The following is a 20,336-nucleotide window of genomic DNA, read 5'->3' as shown; positions in this document are numbered from 1 at the left end:
CGCTTTCGCTTGTAACTTAAGGAAGTCGTTGGGCGTGGTATGGACATACCGGTGTCGGAACGCCCTCGATCGCGGCTAAAGCAGCACCCACGCCCATCGTTTTCATTTTCCGGGGCGAAAATCTTTTCAAGAACGCTAGGATGTAACTCCATTCAAACCAAGCGCTACCGTGCTCGACTTGGCAGCAATAGATTCTCCGCCAAGCTTCTGAACCAGGCGGCGATGGTCTTAGGTGGCTTGGCGCCAACCAGCGCGCGGGAAAACAAACCTTCGGCGACATGCACACCCAGTTGCCGGTAGGCTTCGAATTGTTCTTCGTCGAAGAATTGATCCAGCGTGGTTTGGTGCGGGAAATCCGGGTGGTTCAGACGGTAGCGTTCGATCAGCGCCGGCTCGTTGCCGGTGACCGACAGTTTCAAGTACAACAAGAAACCGGTACCGGCCGGCGTGGCATCGATGGCAGGATAGTCAATCACGCAAAAATGGGCGTGGCTCCGGCTGAAACCGCTGGCCGGATTCGGGCGGATGTCGTCCAACACAGGATCGATGCGCACGCCGAAATCGATTTGGGCGTGGCGTACCAAAGTCATCAAACCGCCGAAGCCAAATCCCGGATCGGCCTCGCCGTCCACGCAGACGATGAATTTACAGCGCCGCCGCAACAATTCGTACACCGCCATATTCTCGATATGCCCGCCGTCGGACAGATTCAGCCAAGCCTTGCGTTCCGACATCCCGACACCGAACATTTCCCGAATCAAGCACAAGAAGCCGGGTTCCGAAAACGGCGACCATATCCGTGGATTCTTGATCCAGAATCCCAATCGTAAATTTAGTACCGCCAACAACGCGGTCAGCGTCGGCATCGCGCCCAAACCCATGTGAGCGGAGAGCGCGGCGCCCGAAGTCGCCATCGCGGTGGCCAGATCCACCGGCTTGCCGTTGGCTCGCCAGCTCGCTGTATTGGTGTAACCGACCGAAGGCGCGCCCATCCAGTACTTGGAAAACAAAAAGAAGTCGCAACGTCTATCCTGCAGATTGGGACGTTCGCTGGACGGCAGGTTTAGCGCGGTGTTTACCAGATGGTAAGGCGCCTGGTTTCCGCTATTCAGTTTCGCCAACTCGACGATTCGATACGGCTGCTCGACCGTGCCGATAAAAGTCCGGGACAAGCCGTCCCGGTACAAGCGGTGCGGACCGGTCAAATTAATATTCAATACCCAAAAGGCGATGACGCCGGAGGCGGCCAGGATAGCCAGCAGCGCCCAGTCGCCGGGTACGCATTCCAATACCGGCACCGCCACATTGATGGTCCGCAAATGCCAAAGTGCGTAACCCAGCAACAGGCCCACGATTGGAATCAACAAGCCCGCCGACCATAACAAAACCTGCAACACGATACGCCGCAGTTTGGGTTCCTTGAAGATAGGCAGAAATCGCATCGCCGCCGGCGTCGCGGTAATCAAGCCGCCGATGACGGCCGGAAATGTCCAGTGGGCTTTCAACCAAACATAAACATCCAGCGCGATTTTATAGCCGTTGCCGATCGCTTGCGCGGAGTAACCCAACAACGTGAAACCGGTGAGCGTACCGAACAACCAACCGGCCTTGCTCGCGTAATCGGGGCGCCAGCGCATCGCCACGCCCCAGCCGATCAAACTGAGCGCGGACAGCCCGGCTAGAACATTTAATGCTTCTTGCCAATAGCCCTTTAGAAAGGGTTGGGTCAGCAGCGTTAACTCGACGATCGCCGCAATCACAAACAGCGGCGCCATCCAGTTCAATAACATACCGCCCAACGTGGCCGTAGCCATCCCCCAAGCTTGCTTCAGATTTTGGGCAGACAAAAATTTGGCGCGTTGTCGAACGTAGCGGATAGCATCGGGGTCCGGGCCGTGCGGCTTGCCTAAATCGCACACCGAAACGCCTTCGCTCAAACGGCTGCTGATGAAACTGCCGGTGTAGCCGCCACCGGAAACCGTGGACAGATAATCCACCTGATGCAGCAATAGATGGTCGGCCAGCACCTGCACGACACCCAGGCCAAACGTCGCCGAACGAATGCCGCCGCCGGACAAGGCCAGCCCAACCGCGTCCTCACCCTCCGGCGTTTCGATCAAGTACTGTTTCCGGCGCTGACCGATATCGCCGGCTTCGTCTCGGTTAATCTCCCTGGGGTCGCCGTCCGGCAAGTAGGCATCGGGAATGCCGAAGCGCAAAGCCTCGAACAAGCCCTCGACGTCTTCCCGTGCCAAGGCCCCCGGACAATCCTGGTCCCGCCAACTGGTCCCGTAGGCCATTTGATGGAATTCGTCGGCGAATTCGCGCAGCACCCGCTGTATCCGGTGCAATTCGCCACGAAACGCGTCGGCGCCGTCGCGCGAATCCAATACGCCGGCTTCCTTGGCCCTGTGCCATTTCGAAGTCACCGGCCGTAACTCGACATTGAGCAACTGCGTGACTTTGGCGGCAAACAGTTCGCAGCCGGGATTGTCCTTGATCGCGGTCCGGCCGAAACCGAACAAGTCGAACAGACTTTGCAAGGCGCTGGCTTCGATACCGTATTGATACGGCAGACTTTGAGTCGCGATGCGGGTACGCAGTTCGGTCAGGAATTCGTGGGCGGCCTTTTTATCGGCGGCGCTGGGTCGCTCGGCGAGCGACATGGCTTCGGACATGGGCGAGTCTCCATTGGATGACGAGCGGCGGCGCCGTATGAGGCGCGGCGGTCCGGACTAACTTAGCCAACTTGGCGCGTTAGAGTCAAGCTCGGCCCGCGATTCATTTCGGACTGAATGCCAAGCCAGGTTTTAGCGGTGATCTCGGTTGGCCGGGAATCGCTCGATTCAAGCCAGTTCGGCTGACGCGGAGGACTTGCCGTTTAACAAAGACCGACGGCCCGAGACTGCCGCCGCTGCTTTCAACCGGCTGCTTCGAGGACAGTCCCACGGAAGCGGAAACCATCAAGCCGATACCTTTGTGTTCGGCGCGGGAGCGTCGACTTGCGCCAAGGCTTGCAGGTCGATCACTCTATCCACCGACGCTATCGTTTCCGGGCGGTGAGCGATGATAATCCGGGTTAACTTGAGTTGGCCGATTGCCGCGTTGACCGACTTTTCCCTGGCGACATCCAAATGACTGGTAGCTTCGTCGAGGATCAGAATTTTCGGGCGTTTATACAGCGCGCGGGCCAGCAACACCCGTTGTTTCTGGCCGCCCGACAAGACCGTGCCCATGTCGCCGATCAAGGTGTTATAGGCCATCGGCATCGCGGCAATGTCGTGATGCACCGCCGCCAATTGCGCGCACGTCTCTATCCAGGCCTGGTCGGGCGCGGCATCGAAGAAACAGATATTCTCGGCGATGGAGCCGGCGAACAACTGATCTTCCTGCATCACCGCCGCCACCATGTCGCGGTAGACGCGGGTGTCAATTTGGCTCAAGCGGGTACCGGCAATCCGAATCTCGCCTCGCACCGGCTGCAACAGGCCGAGAATGAGCTTCGCCAACGTGGTTTTGCCGTAACCGGACGGCCCGACGATGGCCACCGATTCGCCGGCGGCGATTTCCAGATTCAGATTTTGCAGGACCGCCGGTTCGCCCGGCGCATAACGGAATTCCAGATTCTCGATTTTAATCGCCGGCAGCCGGCTGTCATCGGCGGGCATCGCCGCCAAGCGCTCGGCTTCGGTTTCGTGCAACGCAATATCGGCGACCCGTTCGGTATGTAGCGCCAGCATCTTGAATTCGATGCCTTTTTCGATGAAGCCGCCGACCCGGTCGGTAAACTGGTCCTTGAACGACATAAACGCAAACAGCATCCCCACCGAAAATCCGCCGTCCAGAATAAACAAGGCGCCCAACCAAATCACCGCGACATTTTCGATGCCGAACAGCAAGCCGTTACAGGTCCGATACAACAAACCCAGCTTTTGGACCCGAATGCCGGCATTAAAGTGCTCGACCAACAGGTTTTGATATTGCACCCGGCGCTGCAATTGACGATTGAACAACTTGACGCTTTGCATACCGCGCACCGTTTCCAACAAATTGCTTTGCTGCTTGGCGCCGCGCAGAATCTGCTCCTCGGTCGCCTCTTTCAGCGGTCTGAACAAAGCCAAGCGCAGCAATCCGTAACCGACCGCCGCCGCCACCACGACCAAGGCCAGCGGGCCGCTGTAAAACCACATCATGCCCAGTGTGACCGCCGCCATGATGCCGTCGAGGATAGCCTCCAGAAAACTGCCGGTCAGCGTGCGTTGAATCGCGTTCATCGATTCGAAGCGCGACACGATGTCGCCCAAATGGCGTTTCTCGAAATACGTCATCGGTAGCCGCAGCAAATGGCCGAACAGATTGCTCAATAACTGCAAATTGGCCGAGTTGCTCAAGATCAGCACCCACCAGGACCGTAGCGCCGTGACCGCGACCCGAATCAGCATCAATAACGAAAATCCCAATCCCAGCACCGTCAGCAAATGCCGGTCGCCGGCCACTACCGCTTGATCGACCACCAGTTGCAGAAAAAAAGGCGCTACGATGGCAAACACTTCGATGGCCAAGGCCAAGGTCACGATTTGCCAGATAGCGCGAGCGGCACCGTCCAACTGGCCAATGAGGCGGGAAAGTTCGATTTGCCGGCGTTCCTCGCGCGGCACGAATTCTTGGGTCGGCGCCAGTTCCAGCGCGACACCGGTAAAATGTTTGGAGACGTCGGCGTAAGTCACACGGCGCGCGCCCTGGGCCGGATCGAGAATATCCAGCCGGCCGCTATCGACCCGAGTCAGAACCACAAAATGATTGAAATCCCAGTGCAGGACGGCCGGCAAGATCAAACGGCTCAAGTCCGGCAAATCGATACGCACCGGCCGGGAGGCCAGCTGCAATTGGTCTGCAATACCGATCAACTGATTCAAGGTCACGCCCTTCAGCGACAGCGCGAAGCGGTGGCGCAGACTAGCCAGATCAACTCGATGGCCGTGGTGCGAGGCGACCATCGCCAAGCAGGCCAAACCGCACTCGGCGGCTTCGGTCTGCAGGATCAGCGGCGTGCGCTTGCCGCCGGAAAAATTCAGGCCGATAGACGCGCTCATTTAGACTCTCCCGGTTAAGCTGTACAGCGGATCGAACACCCAATCGATCAAGCGACGGGTGTCCAACCAAATATCGGCATCCAGACGCATCCCGGATTGTAGCGGCATTTCTTGTTTGTAAGCCGACACGGCTTGCCGGTCCAAGGCCACCGTCACCCGATACGCCGGCTCTTGTAGCTCGATCGGCAGGTCGGCATCCTTGGGGCTAATCAGCGTTTTGGCGATTTCGACAATGCGGCCGCTGTAACTGCCGAAGCGTTGATAAGGAAATGCCTGGTAGCGGATCAACACGGTTTGATCGATCTCGACGAAGCCGATCGCGCTGGACGGCACCATCAATTGGGCCCGCAAGGCCGCGCCGGCCGGCAAGATCGACAACAGCGGATTGGCGGGATTGGCGACTTGACCGCGTTCGGCCAAGATCGCTGTCGCCGTGCCGTCCCCCGGCGCGCTGATGACGATGGTGCGGCGGGATTCGGATTCGGTGATTTTTTGGTTCAGTTCGGAAATATTACGTTCGATCGCGGCGCGCTGATTCTGGAACTTCAAACGGGCGCCGGCAATGTCGGTCTGAGTGGCTTGCAAATCGCGCTGCGCGGTGAGCCGGTTGCGTTGCAAGGCTTGTAGCTTGCCTTGGTTGTCCAGCCACTCGTCCTGCTTTTGCTGGATTTGCACCGGCGACACGAAATGCTTGCCGGCCAATTGCCGAAACCGCTCGGCGCTAGTGGCCGAGCCTTCGACGCGGGCTTGCTGGGTCGCGATCTCGCCGTCCAGTTGTTGCAATTCGCGCCGCAGGCCTTGCTCGCGATCCAGCAAGGCTTGATATTCGATACGATCGAGTTCGGCCCGCTGGTTTAATTCGGCGGTCAGACTGTCGCGGCGCTGACGCAGTTGTTCGAGCGCGGCGGTCTGCACTTGCGGGGTTTCCTTGGAGCCGCTTTCGGTGGACAGTACATACAGCGTATCGCCGGCCTTCACGCTTTGGCCTTCGACGACCTGCTTTTCGACGATGGTGCCGGACTGCGGCGCGTAAACCTTGATCAAGCCCATGCTGGGCGCCAAATACCCGCTGACGTGCGCCTTGCGGGTATATTCGCCCCAACAGGCGAAAGCGATCAAGGCCAGCGCCGCCGCCGACGCCAATGCGGTGAGTAAAGGCAGTGCCGGCGACGCGATGCCTATCGCCTCGCCGAGCGGCCGGTCGCGCTTGAACGCCAGGGCCTGACTTCGAAACAATCCGGTTTCGTTCATATCACCGCCTTCTCTTCGCATAGCCTGATCGAGACCATGGCGCTCAGACGACATCCAGATCCGAAGCCCGCCGCATGTCCTCGCTCGGGTTCAGGTCGTTGGTCACCACTTGCGGGCAGTGCAGACAGGCGTCCCTGCCCTCCTGCAGCCACCAGCGGCAGCTCGAGCGTATCGAACAGGTCGGTAACTGCTCGACGACCGTCGGGGTCCACCGCACGACCTTTTCGACCAGACCGCACTTCGACTGTTCGGACCGATAGTGACCGCATCCGCTGCAAGCGCACGGCGCCGAAAAGCGAAACACTTCGCCGGGCGTGACCGGTCCGGCCATTTCCAGGATCTCGTCGGTGACCGGCAGCGCTTCCTTCAGATAAGCCAGTTCCGGCTGCTCGGCCGAACCGGTCATCACGCCGATGACCTGACTGCCCTCCCAATCCGGTTGGGCGCTGGGACACAACACTAAGGTTTCCGAGGCCATGGCACGATCAACCCTAGAATGCGGCGAATTTATTCAGCGTCAGGCCCGCGTCCAGTTGCGGCGCGACTTGAAGCTGCTGGAGCAAGCGGCCGCCGTTGATAATGCCGTTCCAGTTCAACAGCGCCACCCCGCCGCTCACTTGCGCCAATTGTTCCGGACTCAATTCTTGACCGGCTAATTCCCTGACTTCCAGAGCCCGGTTTAAACCTTGCGATGCGAATTGGGCCAATTCGGATGTTGCGATACGCGATGCTTTTTTTGACATGGCTACTTCCTCAATGAATGTGAATACGAATTAACCGATGGCAAATTTGGTGGCGATGTTCTTGATATTGATCGCGCCCGGATTGATCACCGGCCAAAATTTCTTCGGAAATTGGTTCAAGTCGCCGTCGAACGACACCAGTCCGCCGGATACCGCCTCGATTTCTTGGGCACTCAGCGTTCTTAACGTTTCTTGAAAGGGTTGTTTTGTGTTCATTGCGTTTCTCCGTCGTAAAATGGCGCTAGCGCCGATTCCGCGGCAATCTAAACTTACAGTGAGTTTGCCGCGCCGCCCGCCGAAACTCGGCGGGTGCTTGTACTGTACGCAACTCCCGGCACCGGGGCTGTGACAAGCTTCACCGGGAATTCGTGACGCTTTTCACAGTGGAAAGCGCTAAAATCATTGGGAATCAACCGGCGGAAACAGCCGGACGGCGAACGTTGACCTAGGAAACACCATGCAAAGCGAAGTCCTTGCCAATCTGGCGAAAATCCCGTTTCTGGCCGACGCCGAGGAAGAGGCCTTGGCGGCGCTGGCCGCCAAGGTGAAAACCGTGAAATTTCCGAAACGGGCCATGATTATTTACGAGGGCGACGACACCAGTTCGTTGTACATCGTATTGTCGGGCGCCGTGCGGGTGTTTTCGACCGACGACAAGGATAAGGAAGTCACGCTGTTGATTCAGGAAGCCGGCAGCTATTTCGGCGAATTGGCCCTACTCAGCAACGAACCGCGCTCGGCGGCGGTCCAAGCCACCGAAAACACCGTATGCGGCATTGTCTCGAAAGGCGATTTCATATTGTGGTTAAAGGCCCATCCGGATGTGGCGATCACCTTGCTCGGCGTTCTGGCCGAAAAAGTCCGCCACTTGACCGAAAAAGTGAAACAACTGGCGCTGTCCAATGTGTACGAACGAACGATCAAAGTGTTGCAGGACATGGCCGAGAAGGACGGCGACATTCAGGTCATCGCCCACAAGCCCACTCAACAGGAGTTGGCGAACATGGTGGGTTCGTCGCGAGAAATGATCAATAAGATCATGAAGGAACTCACCAAGGGCGGTTACGTGGTGGTTGACGGCAAAGCGCTGAAAATCGTCAATAAACCGCCGGCGGCTTGGTAAATTTGAGCGCCGATTAGAGCCTTGCCGCCACCTGCTCGGCCAAGGCCAGCGCGGTGGTCCATTTACCGCCGAATACGCTGATGAGTTGGCCGGTGCGATGCACCGCATACTCGCGGGTGGCGCGGGACGGATCGGCGGCACTGGAAATCAGCGGCCGCACGCCGGCGAAACGGCCGGCTATCGTCGCCTCTTGATTCGGAAAGTAGCGCTTATAAGCCGCCAACAAATAATCGCGTTCGGCATCGCTGCAAGCAATCGCATCGTCCAGGCCTTGGCGAACCTCGGTGGTGCCGAGCAAGGTTTGGCCTTTCCAAGGCAACACGAAAAAGATGCGCCGCTCGCCGGGCACTTCCAGCAAATAAGCTTGCCGGCAAGCTTGATTCAATAACAGATGGCTGCCTCTGACCAAGTCCAACCGATAAGGCGAATCGACGCCGCTGCGTTCCAGCAAGCGACCGGCCCACGGGCCGGCGACGTTCAACACCCGGTCGAAACGAACGACGCCGGCGGTAGTTTCGATGAGGCCGGCCGCATCCAGTCTCAGCACTTCGACGTCCTCGAACATCTCGACACCCTCAGTCCTAGCCTGCTCGGCGACCCAGACGCCCAAGGCGTAGTCGTCCATCCGGCCGTCCGAAAACTCGTAGCCGCCCAATAGGCCGTCGCCATCCAAACCAGGGTCCTCCGCCAACATTTGCGCGGCGTCCAGCCAGACCGCGCCGGGCAACAGACTGCGACCGGCCAAACGGTCGTAAATAAACAAACCGGCCCCGACCGTGAAGCGACCTCGCCGGCCTTGCCGATAGAGCGGCATCCGCAAGCGCAAGGCTTCGGTTAAATGCGGCGCGCGCCGCAACCAGGCGTCGCGCTCCCGCAGCGACTCGCGCACCAGACGCAATTCGCCGTTTTCCAAATATCGCAGCCCGCCGTGCAACAACTTAGACGAGGCGCAACTGGTGGCGCGCATCAATTTGCCGCGCTCGTAAACGCTGACCCGATGGCCGAGCTTGGCTAGTTGCCAAGCGCAACACAAACCGTTAACGCCGCCGCCGACGATACCAATCTCCACAAAATGCTCCAATCCGCTGAATATTCCGGGCAATACGCTAGCCCGCCCGGAAATGGTTAAAGTTCGCAACCCCGCCCTTTAGCAATCCGAGTATTGCACTGGCTAATTCTAGTTTGTCAGATTTGTTCAAGACCGTCATGCCCGCCGGGAAGCGGGCATCCAGTGACATGGAGGGTATGCTTAAATCCGTCCGTGGCGTCCGGACTCGCTCCGCATTCTAACGGGTCCGGCCATCCCTGCCGGAATGACGATGCTTGTTGAGTCATCTGACAAAGTAGCACTGGATGTCCGCGTTTTTGGAGGAGCGCCGGTTTAATCCTGAATTTGCTGTTTTTAAAGCGGTTTGGTTAAGATTTTATGACAACAGGTACGGACGGCGCCGAATCTCCGATCGTTGGACGTGTAGGCCAATAGCCGCTACGCTCGAGCGATGTCGGCAAAACAGGAGACATTCCAAGGACGTTCCGCGATCCGCGCGATGCGCCAGGCATCTTTGCAACCGGCCGGTTCGGTGAATGGTTGTCAACCCTGTCCGACGGTACTTGCGGCGGCTCGCGTTTTAGCGAGCAATACGCGCCTGTTAGCTTCGCGCTGACGAACGGTCACGGCAAACGGCCTTGGTTTGGGTAATTTCAGGGGAATGGCCGCCACGCGGCAAGCAAAGCTGTTCTTCGCCGGCCGAAATTCACCGCGCTTGCGCCAAGGCATGAGCAATCTCGGCCGCAAACCGGCTCAAACAACGGCTTTGCGCGGCGACTATGCTTTCCGCGTCGCCGCCGGCCTGCTCTTCGCATTCGAAACGCCGCCCCTGCCAGGCTTGCTCGGCTTTTTTGAATTGCCATTGCACCGCCATCCGGCTGACACCGGCGGCGGTCTGATGCAGCGCCAACAGATCGGCGCTCACTTGATAATCGACGTTCTGCCGCTGCGGCCAGGGAAAGCGCAATACCTGCGGCACACCCAGCCGATGCGCCAGGGATTGCATTAGCTCGCGGGTGATGTTGTCGTCCAACCGCTCCGCCCAACGCTGATGTTCTTCTAGCTGGTATTCGTGCGGCCCAACCTCGACCACCAGTTGCGGCCGGTCCAGATAAGCCGGCAAACGGATCGGCCCCAGGCCAACAACGCTCCCGGCCGGCAACGGCGCGACCGCCTCGGCGCCGGACTCGGCAGTCAGCAAATAAAACCTGATGGGCTCGCCCGCGCATCCGTACAGGGCCAACCCGGCGAAAACCGTTAGAACAAGCTTGCTGAGTAAATTCATCGTGGCAACCGAATACTTCGAGGCTAAACGCCGATTATCGCGTATATACCTCGCGACCGATAGTATTCGAGCGGCGGTTAAGCCTTGCGCCGCTCGCTTTTTACACTACCGCTTCAGTTCGATGCGCAACGCGGCCTCGTGCACAACGCAACCAGTTTACGCCCGTCCCGCGCCGTCACGCCGCCGTCGTAATCCAGATCCCTGGGATCGCCGGGCGCGACCGCGGCACTTTTCCCGGCCAACAACCGCTTTAAGTCGTCCTTATCGACGTCGTCGTCACCGTCCAGATCGCCGGCGCGCAATTCGTCGTTATCCAAAACGCCGTCGTTGTCGCGGTCTATACCGATGCGTTCGCCGGAACCTGGCGGCACGCAGGTGTAGGTAAGCTCGCCGCCGGTTAACCCCGCCGACGCGCGCAAGTCCTGATCGCCGACGTCGCCGATCCCTTGTGCCGACGCTCTATACTTACCGCCACCAACATACCAAAACCCGCTGTAGCGATTTTTCGCGACCAGATCGCAATGCTCGGCATCAGCCTGCGCCTTCAACAGGTCGATTCTCGCGGCAACCGCTTCGGTGCTTGCGGCGCTCAAGGTTACTTGCTGGCCGACAACCGGAAACAAATTACTGTCGAACGCGAACAAAAACGCTTCGACGTTACGCCGCTCGGTATTTCCGTCCGCGCCGAAACCGAAACCACCGGGGTTTCCGATCGGAATACCGGCCAAGTAACGTTCGATTGGGGTTCGAGCGTCGTTCGGATCGGGTTCCGCCGAGAAAAACGATTTGGAAAATATCTGCGCGCTCAGGAAGCGAAACAAGGTATCGACGCTGCCGTCGGGTCCGAAGCCGAAACCGCGAATCTGCGATCCCATATTGCCGATATTGCCCTTGGGTAAAAAGTAATTGGACTCGGTGGTCGTCGATTGCGACGCCAGCCCGAACATACCGACCTTCTGATACATATTGCGCAAGTGCGGAATTTTGAAGATTTGCAGCACGTGATCGAAACTGTAATGGCCGTCCGTTCCGAAAAAGCCCGGTTTGCTGACATCGGCATACTCGGCGTTGCCTTCTCGATCGAGTACATGACAACCGTTACAGGAAAAGAAGCTATCCGACGGCAGGGCCTTGAAATAAAAGTCTCGACCCGCCGACTGCTGAGCGGTCAAGCTGTCGTCCAAATTGCGTATCGGATTGGGCGGATAGGTAATCTCCATGACGAAATCGGCGAATTTTTGCATTTGTTCGTCGCCTAACATCGCATTTCGCCCAACCAATCCGGGAAAGGCGACATTAAATTTTCGAAACGCCGCGTCTTCGTCGAACGAACCGCCATTGGGTTGGACATTGGGACCGGAATTCGGCAAGGCATTGGCATCGTTACCGCCGGTGCGGTCTCCGCGCCAATGCAAGGCACCGTGGTTATCCATGCCCCGCAAGCTTTGGGTGGACATCGGTCCCTTCATAGGCCGAAAATGCGGATTGTATTCATGGCCCAATACGCGGGCGGCCACCTCGGGGGTACTGCGGAACGGGCCGGTATTTTCGCCTTGATCGCCATCCGGATCGCCCAGATCCCAGGCCAAGCTATCGAAGTCGCCGAATACATGGCAACTGGCGCACGCCGAATCACCGTGGCTGGAACTACGCGCCGCATCGTACAGGAAGGGCCGGCCTTCGACGATATGCTTGGGTTCAGGATTGAACATTGCCGCATGCTTGACCTCCCGGCCGCTGACGGCGTCTATTACCGAAATCGAATTATCAAATCGCGTCAACACGTACAACAAGCCTCTCGCTTCGTCGAGCGCCAGTCCGCTGGGCCCGCCGCCGCTGACCGGAATCTGCGCCGCGCTGCTGGGAACGAAACTGTCATTTTCCAATTCCTCGGTGTTGTAACGCGCGATTTCGCTGGTTCCAAACGCGGCTACGTATAGAGTCTTACCGTCGCCGGTAATTGCCATGTCCAGCGGTAGCGCCACGCTGTCGGCGTTTTCCCGATTCGGAATCGGCTCGCAACATTGGCTGTAATCGATATGCTTGTTCAGATGCCGGGGCGCCACGGTGGGATTGCCCCCCAGCACGGTGATGCGATTTTCGCTGAAATGTCCGCGTACGGTTTGACCGTTACTGTAACCGCCGGCACCCTCGAAGCGGTTATGGTTCAACGCTTCGGTGTTGGTCACATAGACTTTGCCACTAGCGGGATTGACCAGCATGTTGAACAACACGGTACCGACACCGCTGTAGACCTTATCCGTCCGCAATGCCGGCGGATTGGCGGCGGCGTCGATCGCGAACACGTCGCGGTCGGGCAACGAGAACGGCACCATGTCATCCCATTGTTGCCCCAATTCGTCTAGCCAATGGCTACCGTCGTATTTGACGATCAAGCCGGATTTGGGTTGAGCTTCTCCTGCGTGATTGGTGGCCGGTCCGGGATAAACCCGATTGAATGGCGGCGCGACGCCGCGTTCGACGACAGCATCGTTCAGCGTCATCGTGGCGTTACCGGTGTGAAAGCCGGCGGCGTAAACCGTTTTGCCGTCGGGCGTCACCGCTAGCGCACGCGGCGTGTCGGTGAATAAGGTCAGCACCGTCAAAGGCGGTCCGTTCATCGCATCGCCTAGCTGTCCGGCATCGAACACCCACACATCGGCCCGGCCCACGCCAGGCACCGACAACTGCGGATCGACGCCGGTATTCTGTCCGCGGTGAGCGCTAGTGACGAAAGCCTTACCGCCGGCAAATACGATGTCGCGCGGCTCGTCGCCCACCTGTAGGGTTCGAGTGACACGACCGCCGCCGTTGTCATCCAGGCTGACGATACTGATGCTATCCGACAAATGGTTAACCACCCAGACTTCCTTGTCGTTTCTAACTGCCAATGCGACGGGCTCCAAACCCACCGGTACCGACCCGACGGGCGTCAGTCGCTGATCGCCTACTTTAAAAATTTCCAGGCGATTATCCGGCGTATTCAAGGCAAACAACCGGCCTCGGTCTGCCGATAATGCCAACGGTCGTACCTGTCCGCTTTCGAACAACGTGAAATTGCTTTTACTCCCCGCCGAGACCGTGGTCGGTAAGCCTAACGCGCCTATCGAAATAAGACAGTACGCTAGGGCGTAGTTAATTCGTCTAAACATTTTGTTTACCTCCTGTTAGCTTGCATGAAATTGGCGCTCCGTCATGGAGCGCCGAATCACCGCAGGGGAATAGGCCGCGACAGCCTCCGATTTGAACCGTTCGCGGCCAATGCGGCTTGTGAAACGGCTCGGCTTCCGAGCGCAAGGGCTCACCCGCGCGCTCGGAACCGCTATTGACCTTAGCGCCAGACCCTTCGTTAAGCCGAACGGCGCGGTTTAAACAACAAACCCAGGCCAGCCGCCATCAGCGCGAAGGCCGGCGGTACAGGTACCGCGGTGACCGTTAGCGGCGTCGTACTAGCGGCTAAGGCGTCGCCGTCCGCGTCGCCCAACGCGTTGACCGCCAAACTAAGCGTCGTATCACCCGCTTGCAGAATGTTGAAATGCAAAACCGCCAACGTGAAATTGTCAGCTTGCCAAGCGTTCAAGTCGGCCGGATCGTCGAGCGATAATTCAAACACATTCAATTTTCCAGCTTCGGCTAAAGCCGCCGATTGCGGATTGACTCCTAGAGCGAACGCATCCAATTGATCGCCTAACCCCGCATCGCCGAAATCGGCCGATACATAGGCGAGGTGTGCCGTATCGAACAAGACGTCGAAATCGTAAGCGCCCAAGGCCGGCGCCGCGCCGTCGCTCAATCCGGATATCGCGACGCCGACGCTAAGTTCGGCCGCGCTTTGCGAGACTGGCAATAGTGAAAGTTCGATCGCGGCGTTCGCGGCGGCGGCGGCCGACAACAACATCGCTCCGGCTAAAATCTGTCTAAACCCTTGTGTCATCGAATGGTCTCCTTGAAGTAAGTTGAAAAAAAGTTTACTCGAGCGCGCAACGCGGCCGAGTGCAAGATAACGCCAATTTGCGAGCATCCAATACGTTGACGGCGCCGTTGCGATCAATGTCGGCCGGATCGGCGTCCACCACGCGGCGATTGCGTTTAGCGATGACGAAATTGACGTCGGCTTGATCGACATCGCGGTCGCCGTCCAGATCGCCCGCCACCGTGATCGTCTCGCAAACGTCCGGAATGTGATTGGTATTGGTATCGCCGACGCGGCGCTCGGCGACGTCGGCGACGTCGGACCAGCCGTTGGCGTTGCAGTCCGGAAATACCTTCAGGTAGTAAACATCCTGTTCGCCGTTGTAGGTTGCGGTGTAGGCGACGCTAGCGCCGTCGGCACGGGAAACCAGCGTGGTGGCATCGCCGATTTTCAGCGAACCGTGCGGCGAGGCGATCGTCGTATCGAAACTCTGGCTGACGGCTTGATTCTTGGACCAGGTCGAGCCGCCGTCCCACGAGTAGCTGTAATAGAGTTGCGAAACCCGGTAGCTATTGCTGTCGCGAGTGTCGTACCAAACCGCGTCGATACGGCCGTTCGGCGCAACTCCCATCATTCCGAACCAGTTCCAATGATTCGCCGCTGGCGTATCGTCGTTGACCCGAATCGGTGCCGACCAGGTTTCGCCGCCGTCGCTGCTGCGGATAAAGTTAACGTCCAAGTTGTCCGGTCCTGCCGGATCGACGGTGGCGAGCACGTACAATTCGCCTTGCCGGGCGCCGATTGCGGAGTTGACCGCCATTTGCACGTCGCCGACCGGCCCGTATTGATTCGGGTTTTGTCTGAACAAAAACAGCGGCGCCAAGCCGCCCATATCGATCTCGCGTACTTCGAACGTCGGCTTTTGGTTCGCATCGCCGGCATTCGTCGATTTGACGAAAATATGCTTGTGCAGATTGCGATCCATGTTTTCTTCGTCGAAGTACGGGTATTCCAAACGCCCGGCCATATATAAGGTACCGTCGCCACCAACCCGCATCGTGCCGAAGGTCGGATTCTCCGGCAGTTCGATCGGCGCTTCGAAACTGGCGGCGCGGTCCAGCGAACGGCTAAAACATTTGCCGTCTAGGCAGTCGCGCCAGTTCAGATAGACGTGCCCGTCTCCGGGGCCACCGCTATGATCGACCGCTAGCTGTGCCTTATCGCCGCCTTCGCCATGAGCGTGGACCGGCGCTTCCCAACCGCGACCACCGTCCAGCGATTTAATCACCTGAATATCTTGAACAAAGGTGTAGGTCGGATCGAAATGCAGACTTTGGAAATAAAAATGGCCGAACGCGTCGACATCCAAGGTCGGATTGCTGCGTCCCTCGCCCGGCGTGATAGCGCCGCTAAAATGCCAACTCGCCCCGCCATCGGCCGAGTAGGCCCAACCGGCTTGACGAAACGACGACGCCACCGAGTCGAATTGCCGCCAAGCCGCGACAAGGTTGGTGGGATCGAGTGGATTGATCGCCAGCGCGGGCTCGTTGGCCGCGTCGCCGACAATATTATTGCCGTCCGAATCGACGTTGATTTGTATGCTGGCGTAGGCACCGAATCGGTGTGGCGCGTTCGCCGCGACCGCATTCGAGCCGGCCGCCGCGATCCACGCCGCACTACTTAACCACGCCATCGCGGAAACGCGCGTCATAGTTGGCGCCTCCGCATGCCAATGCGCGCCAAACCGCCCAAACCTGAAACAAATAGCCAAATCGAGGCCGGAACCGGTACCACCGAAGTATGCAAACTGAAATTTCCGACGATAGCATCGCGGGTGCCGAACAAATGGTCATAGCCTTCGCCCAAACCCAGTTCGCCACTCAAATCCAGCGAACCGTCGTGAATATCCAGCACGACATTGAACAAATTATAGGATTGGGAGCGAAACGACACATGATTGTACAAGGACCATGCGGAACGGCCGGATGCGCCATCCATATTGGCGGCGTCGTATTCCAGCGCGTAGTCGCCGGATAAAATGCGATTGAATTCTGATCCTGTATCGACCCGGAACCGAAACACGCCGGATAAACCAATCACGCCGGTAACGGTCGAGGCGAAATTGGCCGGATCGAATTCGATCGTGGTCGGTTTTGCGTGGCGCCCGGTCAGATTGGCGACATGCGTGCCGTTCACTGAAAACGTCAGGTTCTTAGCCGGAATTTCGGCGACGCCCGGCACGATATGATCTTCGAGAATTTGCGTGGCGGTGCGGCTATTCGCGGCCGGGGCGTCGAAAAATTCCTCCAAGTACATCGAAGGCGCGGCGGTCGCGTCAATCGCGATTGCGTCGGCGAGCGCGTCTCGATCGAGATTCACCACCATGGTACCGCCGGAAACCGTGGCGGCGGAAACAGGCGGCGATAACGCGGCCAGCAGTGCCGCGGCAACGAGCGCGCGCGACCCTATCATTTGAATATGCATAAATTTGCCAGAGGAAGTCATTTCCGTTGAGAGCCGATGCGCAAAATACCCGAACGACTTAGTCGTCCGGATATTGCGCCCGGTCAGGGTTGCCGGTTACGCGGCGAGCGGTGCCGACTTGCGACGCCGCGACGCCAGCACGCCGAACAGACCGCTACCGAACAACCACGCGGCGGCCGGCAATGGAACGGCGGCGGGAACCGGCGAAATCAGACTGAAGGTGCCGGCCATGCCGGCGGAATTGGAACCGTCGCCACCGAATAAAAAGGCCGATGTGTTGGGCGACCACCAGAGCTCGCCGGTAAAGGCCAGGCTATCGCCGTCGGTGGTAATACTGATATTACGGGTGTCGAAGGTATTGGAAGCAAAACTGACGTTGTTGGTTAAGGTCCAACCGGTGTTGGTGCCGTTGTTTCGCGCGGCGATATAAGAGAATTTGTAGTCGCCGGACAGCAGCGTGCCGGTAAAGCTACCGCGCGTCATATACACGCCATCCAAACCGACCTGACCGCTCGCGGTCAAGCTGGAGGCGTTCAGCAGATGGTCTTGATCGGACGCCCAAGTCAACGTCGTCGCTTGATTACTGCGCCCGCTGCCGCCGATATAACCGGTCGGTATCCCGGTGCCCGCCAAACTGCTTGGATTCACGTCGTAACTTAATATGTTCGGCGCCGGATAGGTATTCGTCGGAGTCGCGACCATATCGTTCGCGGTCAAGGTGTCGGCCACCGCCTTATCGAAAAAATTGGCGACGTAGTAAGAGGTAATCGAACCTTCTCCCAAGTTCAAGCCGGCCAATAAGTCGTTTGGGTCGTTGAATGCGATATTGAACACACCGCCGTTCAAGGTACCGGCGTTGGCTAGATTGGTCGCCGCAAGCGCCGCCGCGGCAAACCAGGTTTTTCCTAACGTCATTTTTTTTGATCCATGAAATTGCATATTTAATTCCTATAGGCTTGAAAGATAGATTTTCGGTAGCCGATTCGAACGCTTCGAACCGACGCTTACTCTCGTTCGAGAGGCAACCCGGCTGTCTTGAACCAAGACCCAAGGCTTTCCGGCTCCGTCTTGCGGCGGATGTGGCAAATTTACCGTCGATACCGCACCTTAAACTCGGCTCGACTCTCGCGGCCTCTCCTGATCCGCTCTTGCCGGCACACTGTCCAGATGCTGATTCCGAAAGTAATTTCCGGTGCGGCGAACAGACTCAAGCAGTTAGTGTGCCAGCCATACCTCGCTAAAACCGGGAAACGGTGACCGGCTGTCGGTGGCGCTATTGGAGTCCAGAACCGAGTCATCACTGCTAAAACCGGGGTACACAGAGAATCTGAACATCGTCGACTGCGGTCGACGGGGCGCATGAAAAGCAAACGGACAAACCCATTCGCCTATTTTTTACTGAGTGATTTCACTCAATTAATCTCAACTATAGATAAGCTAAGTTATTGAAACAAAATTAAAATTAATATTCCTACCGCAAATGCCCAATGCACTTCGCGGCGTATAACATAATTTATTAAATTTAAGATTAATTGATGCCTAAAACCGGACTGACGCCGGAAAACATCGTTTCAGCGGGACCGGCGAAACGAGGGTGCCGCAAAGAGTGGGAAAGTTATTTGCCGTAAATCAAGGCTTGCGGCTGGCGTTCCAGCCCCTCGGCCAAGTCTTTGAGCGAACGCGAGGCGTTGCGCACTTCCAGCAAGGCCTGGTTCAGCGGCGCGTCGGCGTCGGCCAGCGTCTCGACCGCATTCAGCGCGTGCCGCGATTCCTGCAGAACCTGGGTCGCGGCGGCCAGGCTTTGTTCGGCGGCGCGCAACACCGGCAGCAATTCCCGGTTGAAATCCCGCAGCGTGGCGCGGGTGTCCGTCAAAGCGCCGTTGGCGTTGCTCAGCAAGGGTTCGGTTTGCCGGTTCAGCGTCGCCATCAACTTTTGGGTTTCCTGTAAGGACTTCGCCAAGGCGGTCATCGATTGCCTGGTGTTATCCGACTGCAACAGATTGCGGATTTCGGTCAAGGTATCGGACAGATTTTTCAGGGTTTCCTCGACCGGCAATTGCTTGGCCCGGTTGATGATTTCGTCGGCGGTGTTGCGGATTTCGTCGACCGTAGTCGGCACGCTGGGCAGTTCCGGCAAATTTTTATAATCCAGTTTGACCAGATTGATCGGCTTGTCGCTGTAGAAATTCAAATCGACATACAGCAAGCCGGTCAGCAAGCTCTGGGTTTCCAATCGCGCCTTCAAGCCGGCTTCTATCATCCGTTGCGCCGCTTCCTGTTGCTGTTTCTTGGTGTGGCCGTGACTCTCTTCGCCCGAGGTGTTGCGCAGCAAGGCCGGATCGATTTCGATGACCACCGGTTTGTAGATTCGGTCGGTGTCGGTTTCCATCACCAACGAAATCTCGCTAACGTTGCCGATCTGCACGCCCTGCAGCTTAACCGGCGCGCCGACGTTCAAGCCGTTCAAGGCCGAGTCGAAGAAGATCACGAAGCGATTTTTGTCCTTGAAATAATCGCCGCCGCCGAAAATCATCACGCCCATCGTCAACAAAGTCAGCGCACCGGTCAAAAACAAACCGATCGCCAATGGATTGGCTTGCTTGCTCACAGATTACTCCGATTACGGCCACCGGCTTGCCGGGAGACCGAGGCATCACCGCGCGTCAGGAAACGCACGATATTGGGATCTTTGGATTCCGCCAACAATTGCTTGGGCGGACCGCCGGCAATCATCGTATGGGTTTCGGCATCGAGAAACACCGAATTGCTGCCGATCAGGAAAATACTATCCAAGTCGTGGGTCACCACGACAACGGTCGCCGACAAGGCCTGACTCAAACTGAGGATCAGGTCGTCGAGCAATTTGGCGGTAATCGGGTCCAGGCCGGCCGACGGCTCATCGAAAAACAAAATTTCCGGGTCCAGCGCCATGGCTCTAGCCAAACCGGCGCGTTTTTGCATGCCCCCGCTCAACTCGGACGGATAATAATCCTCGAAACCGGCCAAACCCACCAGCGCCAGCTTATACGACACGATGTCGCGGACCTTCCGGGCCGGCAGACGGGTCGCCTCGGTAATCGGCAGCGCCACGTTTTCGGCCAACGTCATCGAACTGAGCAAGGCACCGCTCTGAAACAACACGCCGGTGCGCTGCAGAATGCGCTGGCGACCGGCCGGATCGGCGGCCCACAAGGCTTGATCGCCGTAGAATACGTCGCCGGCGGCCGGCGCCTTCAAGCCTATCATGTGCCGCAATAGCGTGGTCTTGCCGCAGCCGTTGCCGCCCATCACGACAAACACGTCGCCGCGATTGATCGTGAAATTCAGGTTGCGCTGAATCACGAAATCGCCGTAGGTCATCGTCAAATCCTTGATCGTGATGCAGGCATCGGCCAT

General features: G+C 58.0%; 16 protein-coding genes and 1 riboswitch. Of the genes, 1 reads left to right on the top strand and 15 read right to left on the bottom strand.

Translation table 11 applies throughout. The features are described from left to right. Window positions 1-164: 164 nt before the first annotated feature. The 6 genes from ACQE3E_RS08600 to ACQE3E_RS08575 form a co-directional block, all read right to left on the bottom strand. Entirely contained in the window at window positions 165-2,678 is a 2,514-nt protein-coding gene (locus ACQE3E_RS08600; protein WP_427501516.1) for a patatin-like phospholipase family protein, read from the bottom strand. 285 nt (window positions 2,679-2,963) lie between these two features. Next, window positions 2,964-5,093, bottom strand: coding sequence for a peptidase domain-containing ABC transporter (locus ACQE3E_RS08595; protein ID WP_427501515.1), 2,130 nt, complete (start codon window positions 5,091-5,093; stop codon window positions 2,964-2,966). Then, window positions 5,094-6,344 (bottom strand): HlyD family secretion protein, encoded by a 1,251-nt coding sequence (locus tag ACQE3E_RS08590; RefSeq protein ID WP_313728381.1) that lies wholly within the window; start codon window positions 6,342-6,344, stop codon window positions 5,094-5,096. It abuts the gene before it with no gap. Window positions 6,345-6,387: 43 nt separating this feature from the next. Beyond that, entirely contained in the window at window positions 6,388-6,822 is a 435-nt protein-coding gene (locus tag ACQE3E_RS08585; RefSeq protein ID WP_313728382.1) for a nitrogen fixation protein, read from the bottom strand. A 13-nt stretch (window positions 6,823-6,835) separates the two neighbouring features. Further along, the gene (locus tag ACQE3E_RS08580; protein ID WP_064030864.1) at window positions 6,836-7,087 is read right to left on the bottom strand and encodes a hypothetical protein; all 252 of its coding nucleotides are present in this window, start codon (window positions 7,085-7,087) and stop codon (window positions 6,836-6,838) included. Between the two features lie 30 nt (window positions 7,088-7,117). Next, the gene (locus tag ACQE3E_RS08575; RefSeq protein WP_064030865.1) at window positions 7,118-7,303 is read right to left on the bottom strand and encodes a hypothetical protein; all 186 of its coding nucleotides are present in this window, start codon (window positions 7,301-7,303) and stop codon (window positions 7,118-7,120) included. A 241-nt stretch (window positions 7,304-7,544) separates the two neighbouring features. Here ACQE3E_RS08575 and ACQE3E_RS08570 point away from each other — a divergent pair, with 241 nt between their 5' ends. Then, complete coding sequence (locus ACQE3E_RS08570; protein WP_064030866.1) at window positions 7,545-8,210, top strand: Crp/Fnr family transcriptional regulator; 666 nt, start codon at window positions 7,545-7,547, stop codon at window positions 8,208-8,210. A gap of 13 nt (window positions 8,211-8,223) precedes the next feature. Here ACQE3E_RS08570 and ACQE3E_RS08565 read toward each other — a convergent pair whose 3' ends face one another. The 9 genes from ACQE3E_RS08565 to ACQE3E_RS08525 all read right to left on the bottom strand — a co-directional run bounded on the left by ACQE3E_RS08565 (window position 8,224) and on the right by ACQE3E_RS08525 (window position 20,336). Beyond that, on the bottom strand, window positions 8,224-9,279 hold the full coding sequence (locus tag ACQE3E_RS08565) for an FAD-dependent oxidoreductase (RefSeq protein WP_313728384.1): 1,056 nt from the start codon (window positions 9,277-9,279) through the stop codon (window positions 8,224-8,226). A gap of 685 nt (window positions 9,280-9,964) precedes the next feature. Continuing rightward, complete coding sequence (locus ACQE3E_RS08560; RefSeq protein ID WP_313728385.1) at window positions 9,965-10,543, bottom strand: PqiC family protein; 579 nt, start codon at window positions 10,541-10,543, stop codon at window positions 9,965-9,967. Between the two features lie 113 nt (window positions 10,544-10,656). Next, the gene (locus ACQE3E_RS08555; RefSeq protein ID WP_313728386.1) at window positions 10,657-13,695 is read right to left on the bottom strand and encodes a YncE family protein; all 3,039 of its coding nucleotides are present in this window, start codon (window positions 13,693-13,695) and stop codon (window positions 10,657-10,659) included. A 197-nt stretch (window positions 13,696-13,892) separates the two neighbouring features. Next, window positions 13,893-14,477, bottom strand: coding sequence for a cohesin domain-containing protein (locus ACQE3E_RS08550; protein ID WP_313728387.1), 585 nt, complete (start codon window positions 14,475-14,477; stop codon window positions 13,893-13,895). Window positions 14,478-14,511: 34 nt separating this feature from the next. Further along, on the bottom strand, window positions 14,512-16,167 hold the full coding sequence (locus ACQE3E_RS08545; RefSeq protein WP_313728388.1) for a hypothetical protein: 1,656 nt from the start codon (window positions 16,165-16,167) through the stop codon (window positions 14,512-14,514). Next, window positions 16,164-16,928, bottom strand: a complete 765-nt coding sequence (locus ACQE3E_RS08540; protein ID WP_427501514.1) for a VPLPA-CTERM sorting domain-containing protein — start codon at window positions 16,926-16,928, stop codon at window positions 16,164-16,166. Before ACQE3E_RS08540 ends, ACQE3E_RS08545 begins: the two co-directional genes overlap by 4 nt. A gap of 108 nt (window positions 16,929-17,036) precedes the next feature. Next, window positions 17,037-17,855 (bottom strand): PEP-CTERM sorting domain-containing protein, encoded by an 819-nt coding sequence (locus ACQE3E_RS08535; protein WP_168028885.1) that lies wholly within the window; start codon window positions 17,853-17,855, stop codon window positions 17,037-17,039. A gap of 102 nt (window positions 17,856-17,957) precedes the next feature. Continuing rightward, a riboswitch (cyclic di-GMP riboswitch) is annotated at window positions 17,958-18,034 on the bottom strand. 521 nt (window positions 18,035-18,555) lie between these two features. Further along, complete coding sequence (locus ACQE3E_RS08530; RefSeq protein ID WP_064030873.1) at window positions 18,556-19,548, bottom strand: MlaD family protein; 993 nt, start codon at window positions 19,546-19,548, stop codon at window positions 18,556-18,558. Next, a complete protein-coding gene (locus ACQE3E_RS08525) occupies window positions 19,545-20,336 on the bottom strand; it encodes an ABC transporter ATP-binding protein (RefSeq protein WP_313728390.1) in 792 nt (263 codons plus the stop codon). The genes ACQE3E_RS08530 and ACQE3E_RS08525 overlap by 4 nt, the downstream gene beginning before the upstream one ends.

Origin of the sequence: Methylomonas sp. MED-D (genome assembly GCF_050276835.1) — a bacterium.
Lineage (GTDB): Bacteria > Pseudomonadota > Gammaproteobacteria > Methylococcales > Methylomonadaceae > Methylomonas > Methylomonas koyamae_A.
Note: the sequence above shows the minus strand (reverse complement) of the source record. Positions and strands in the feature narration are given on the sequence as shown.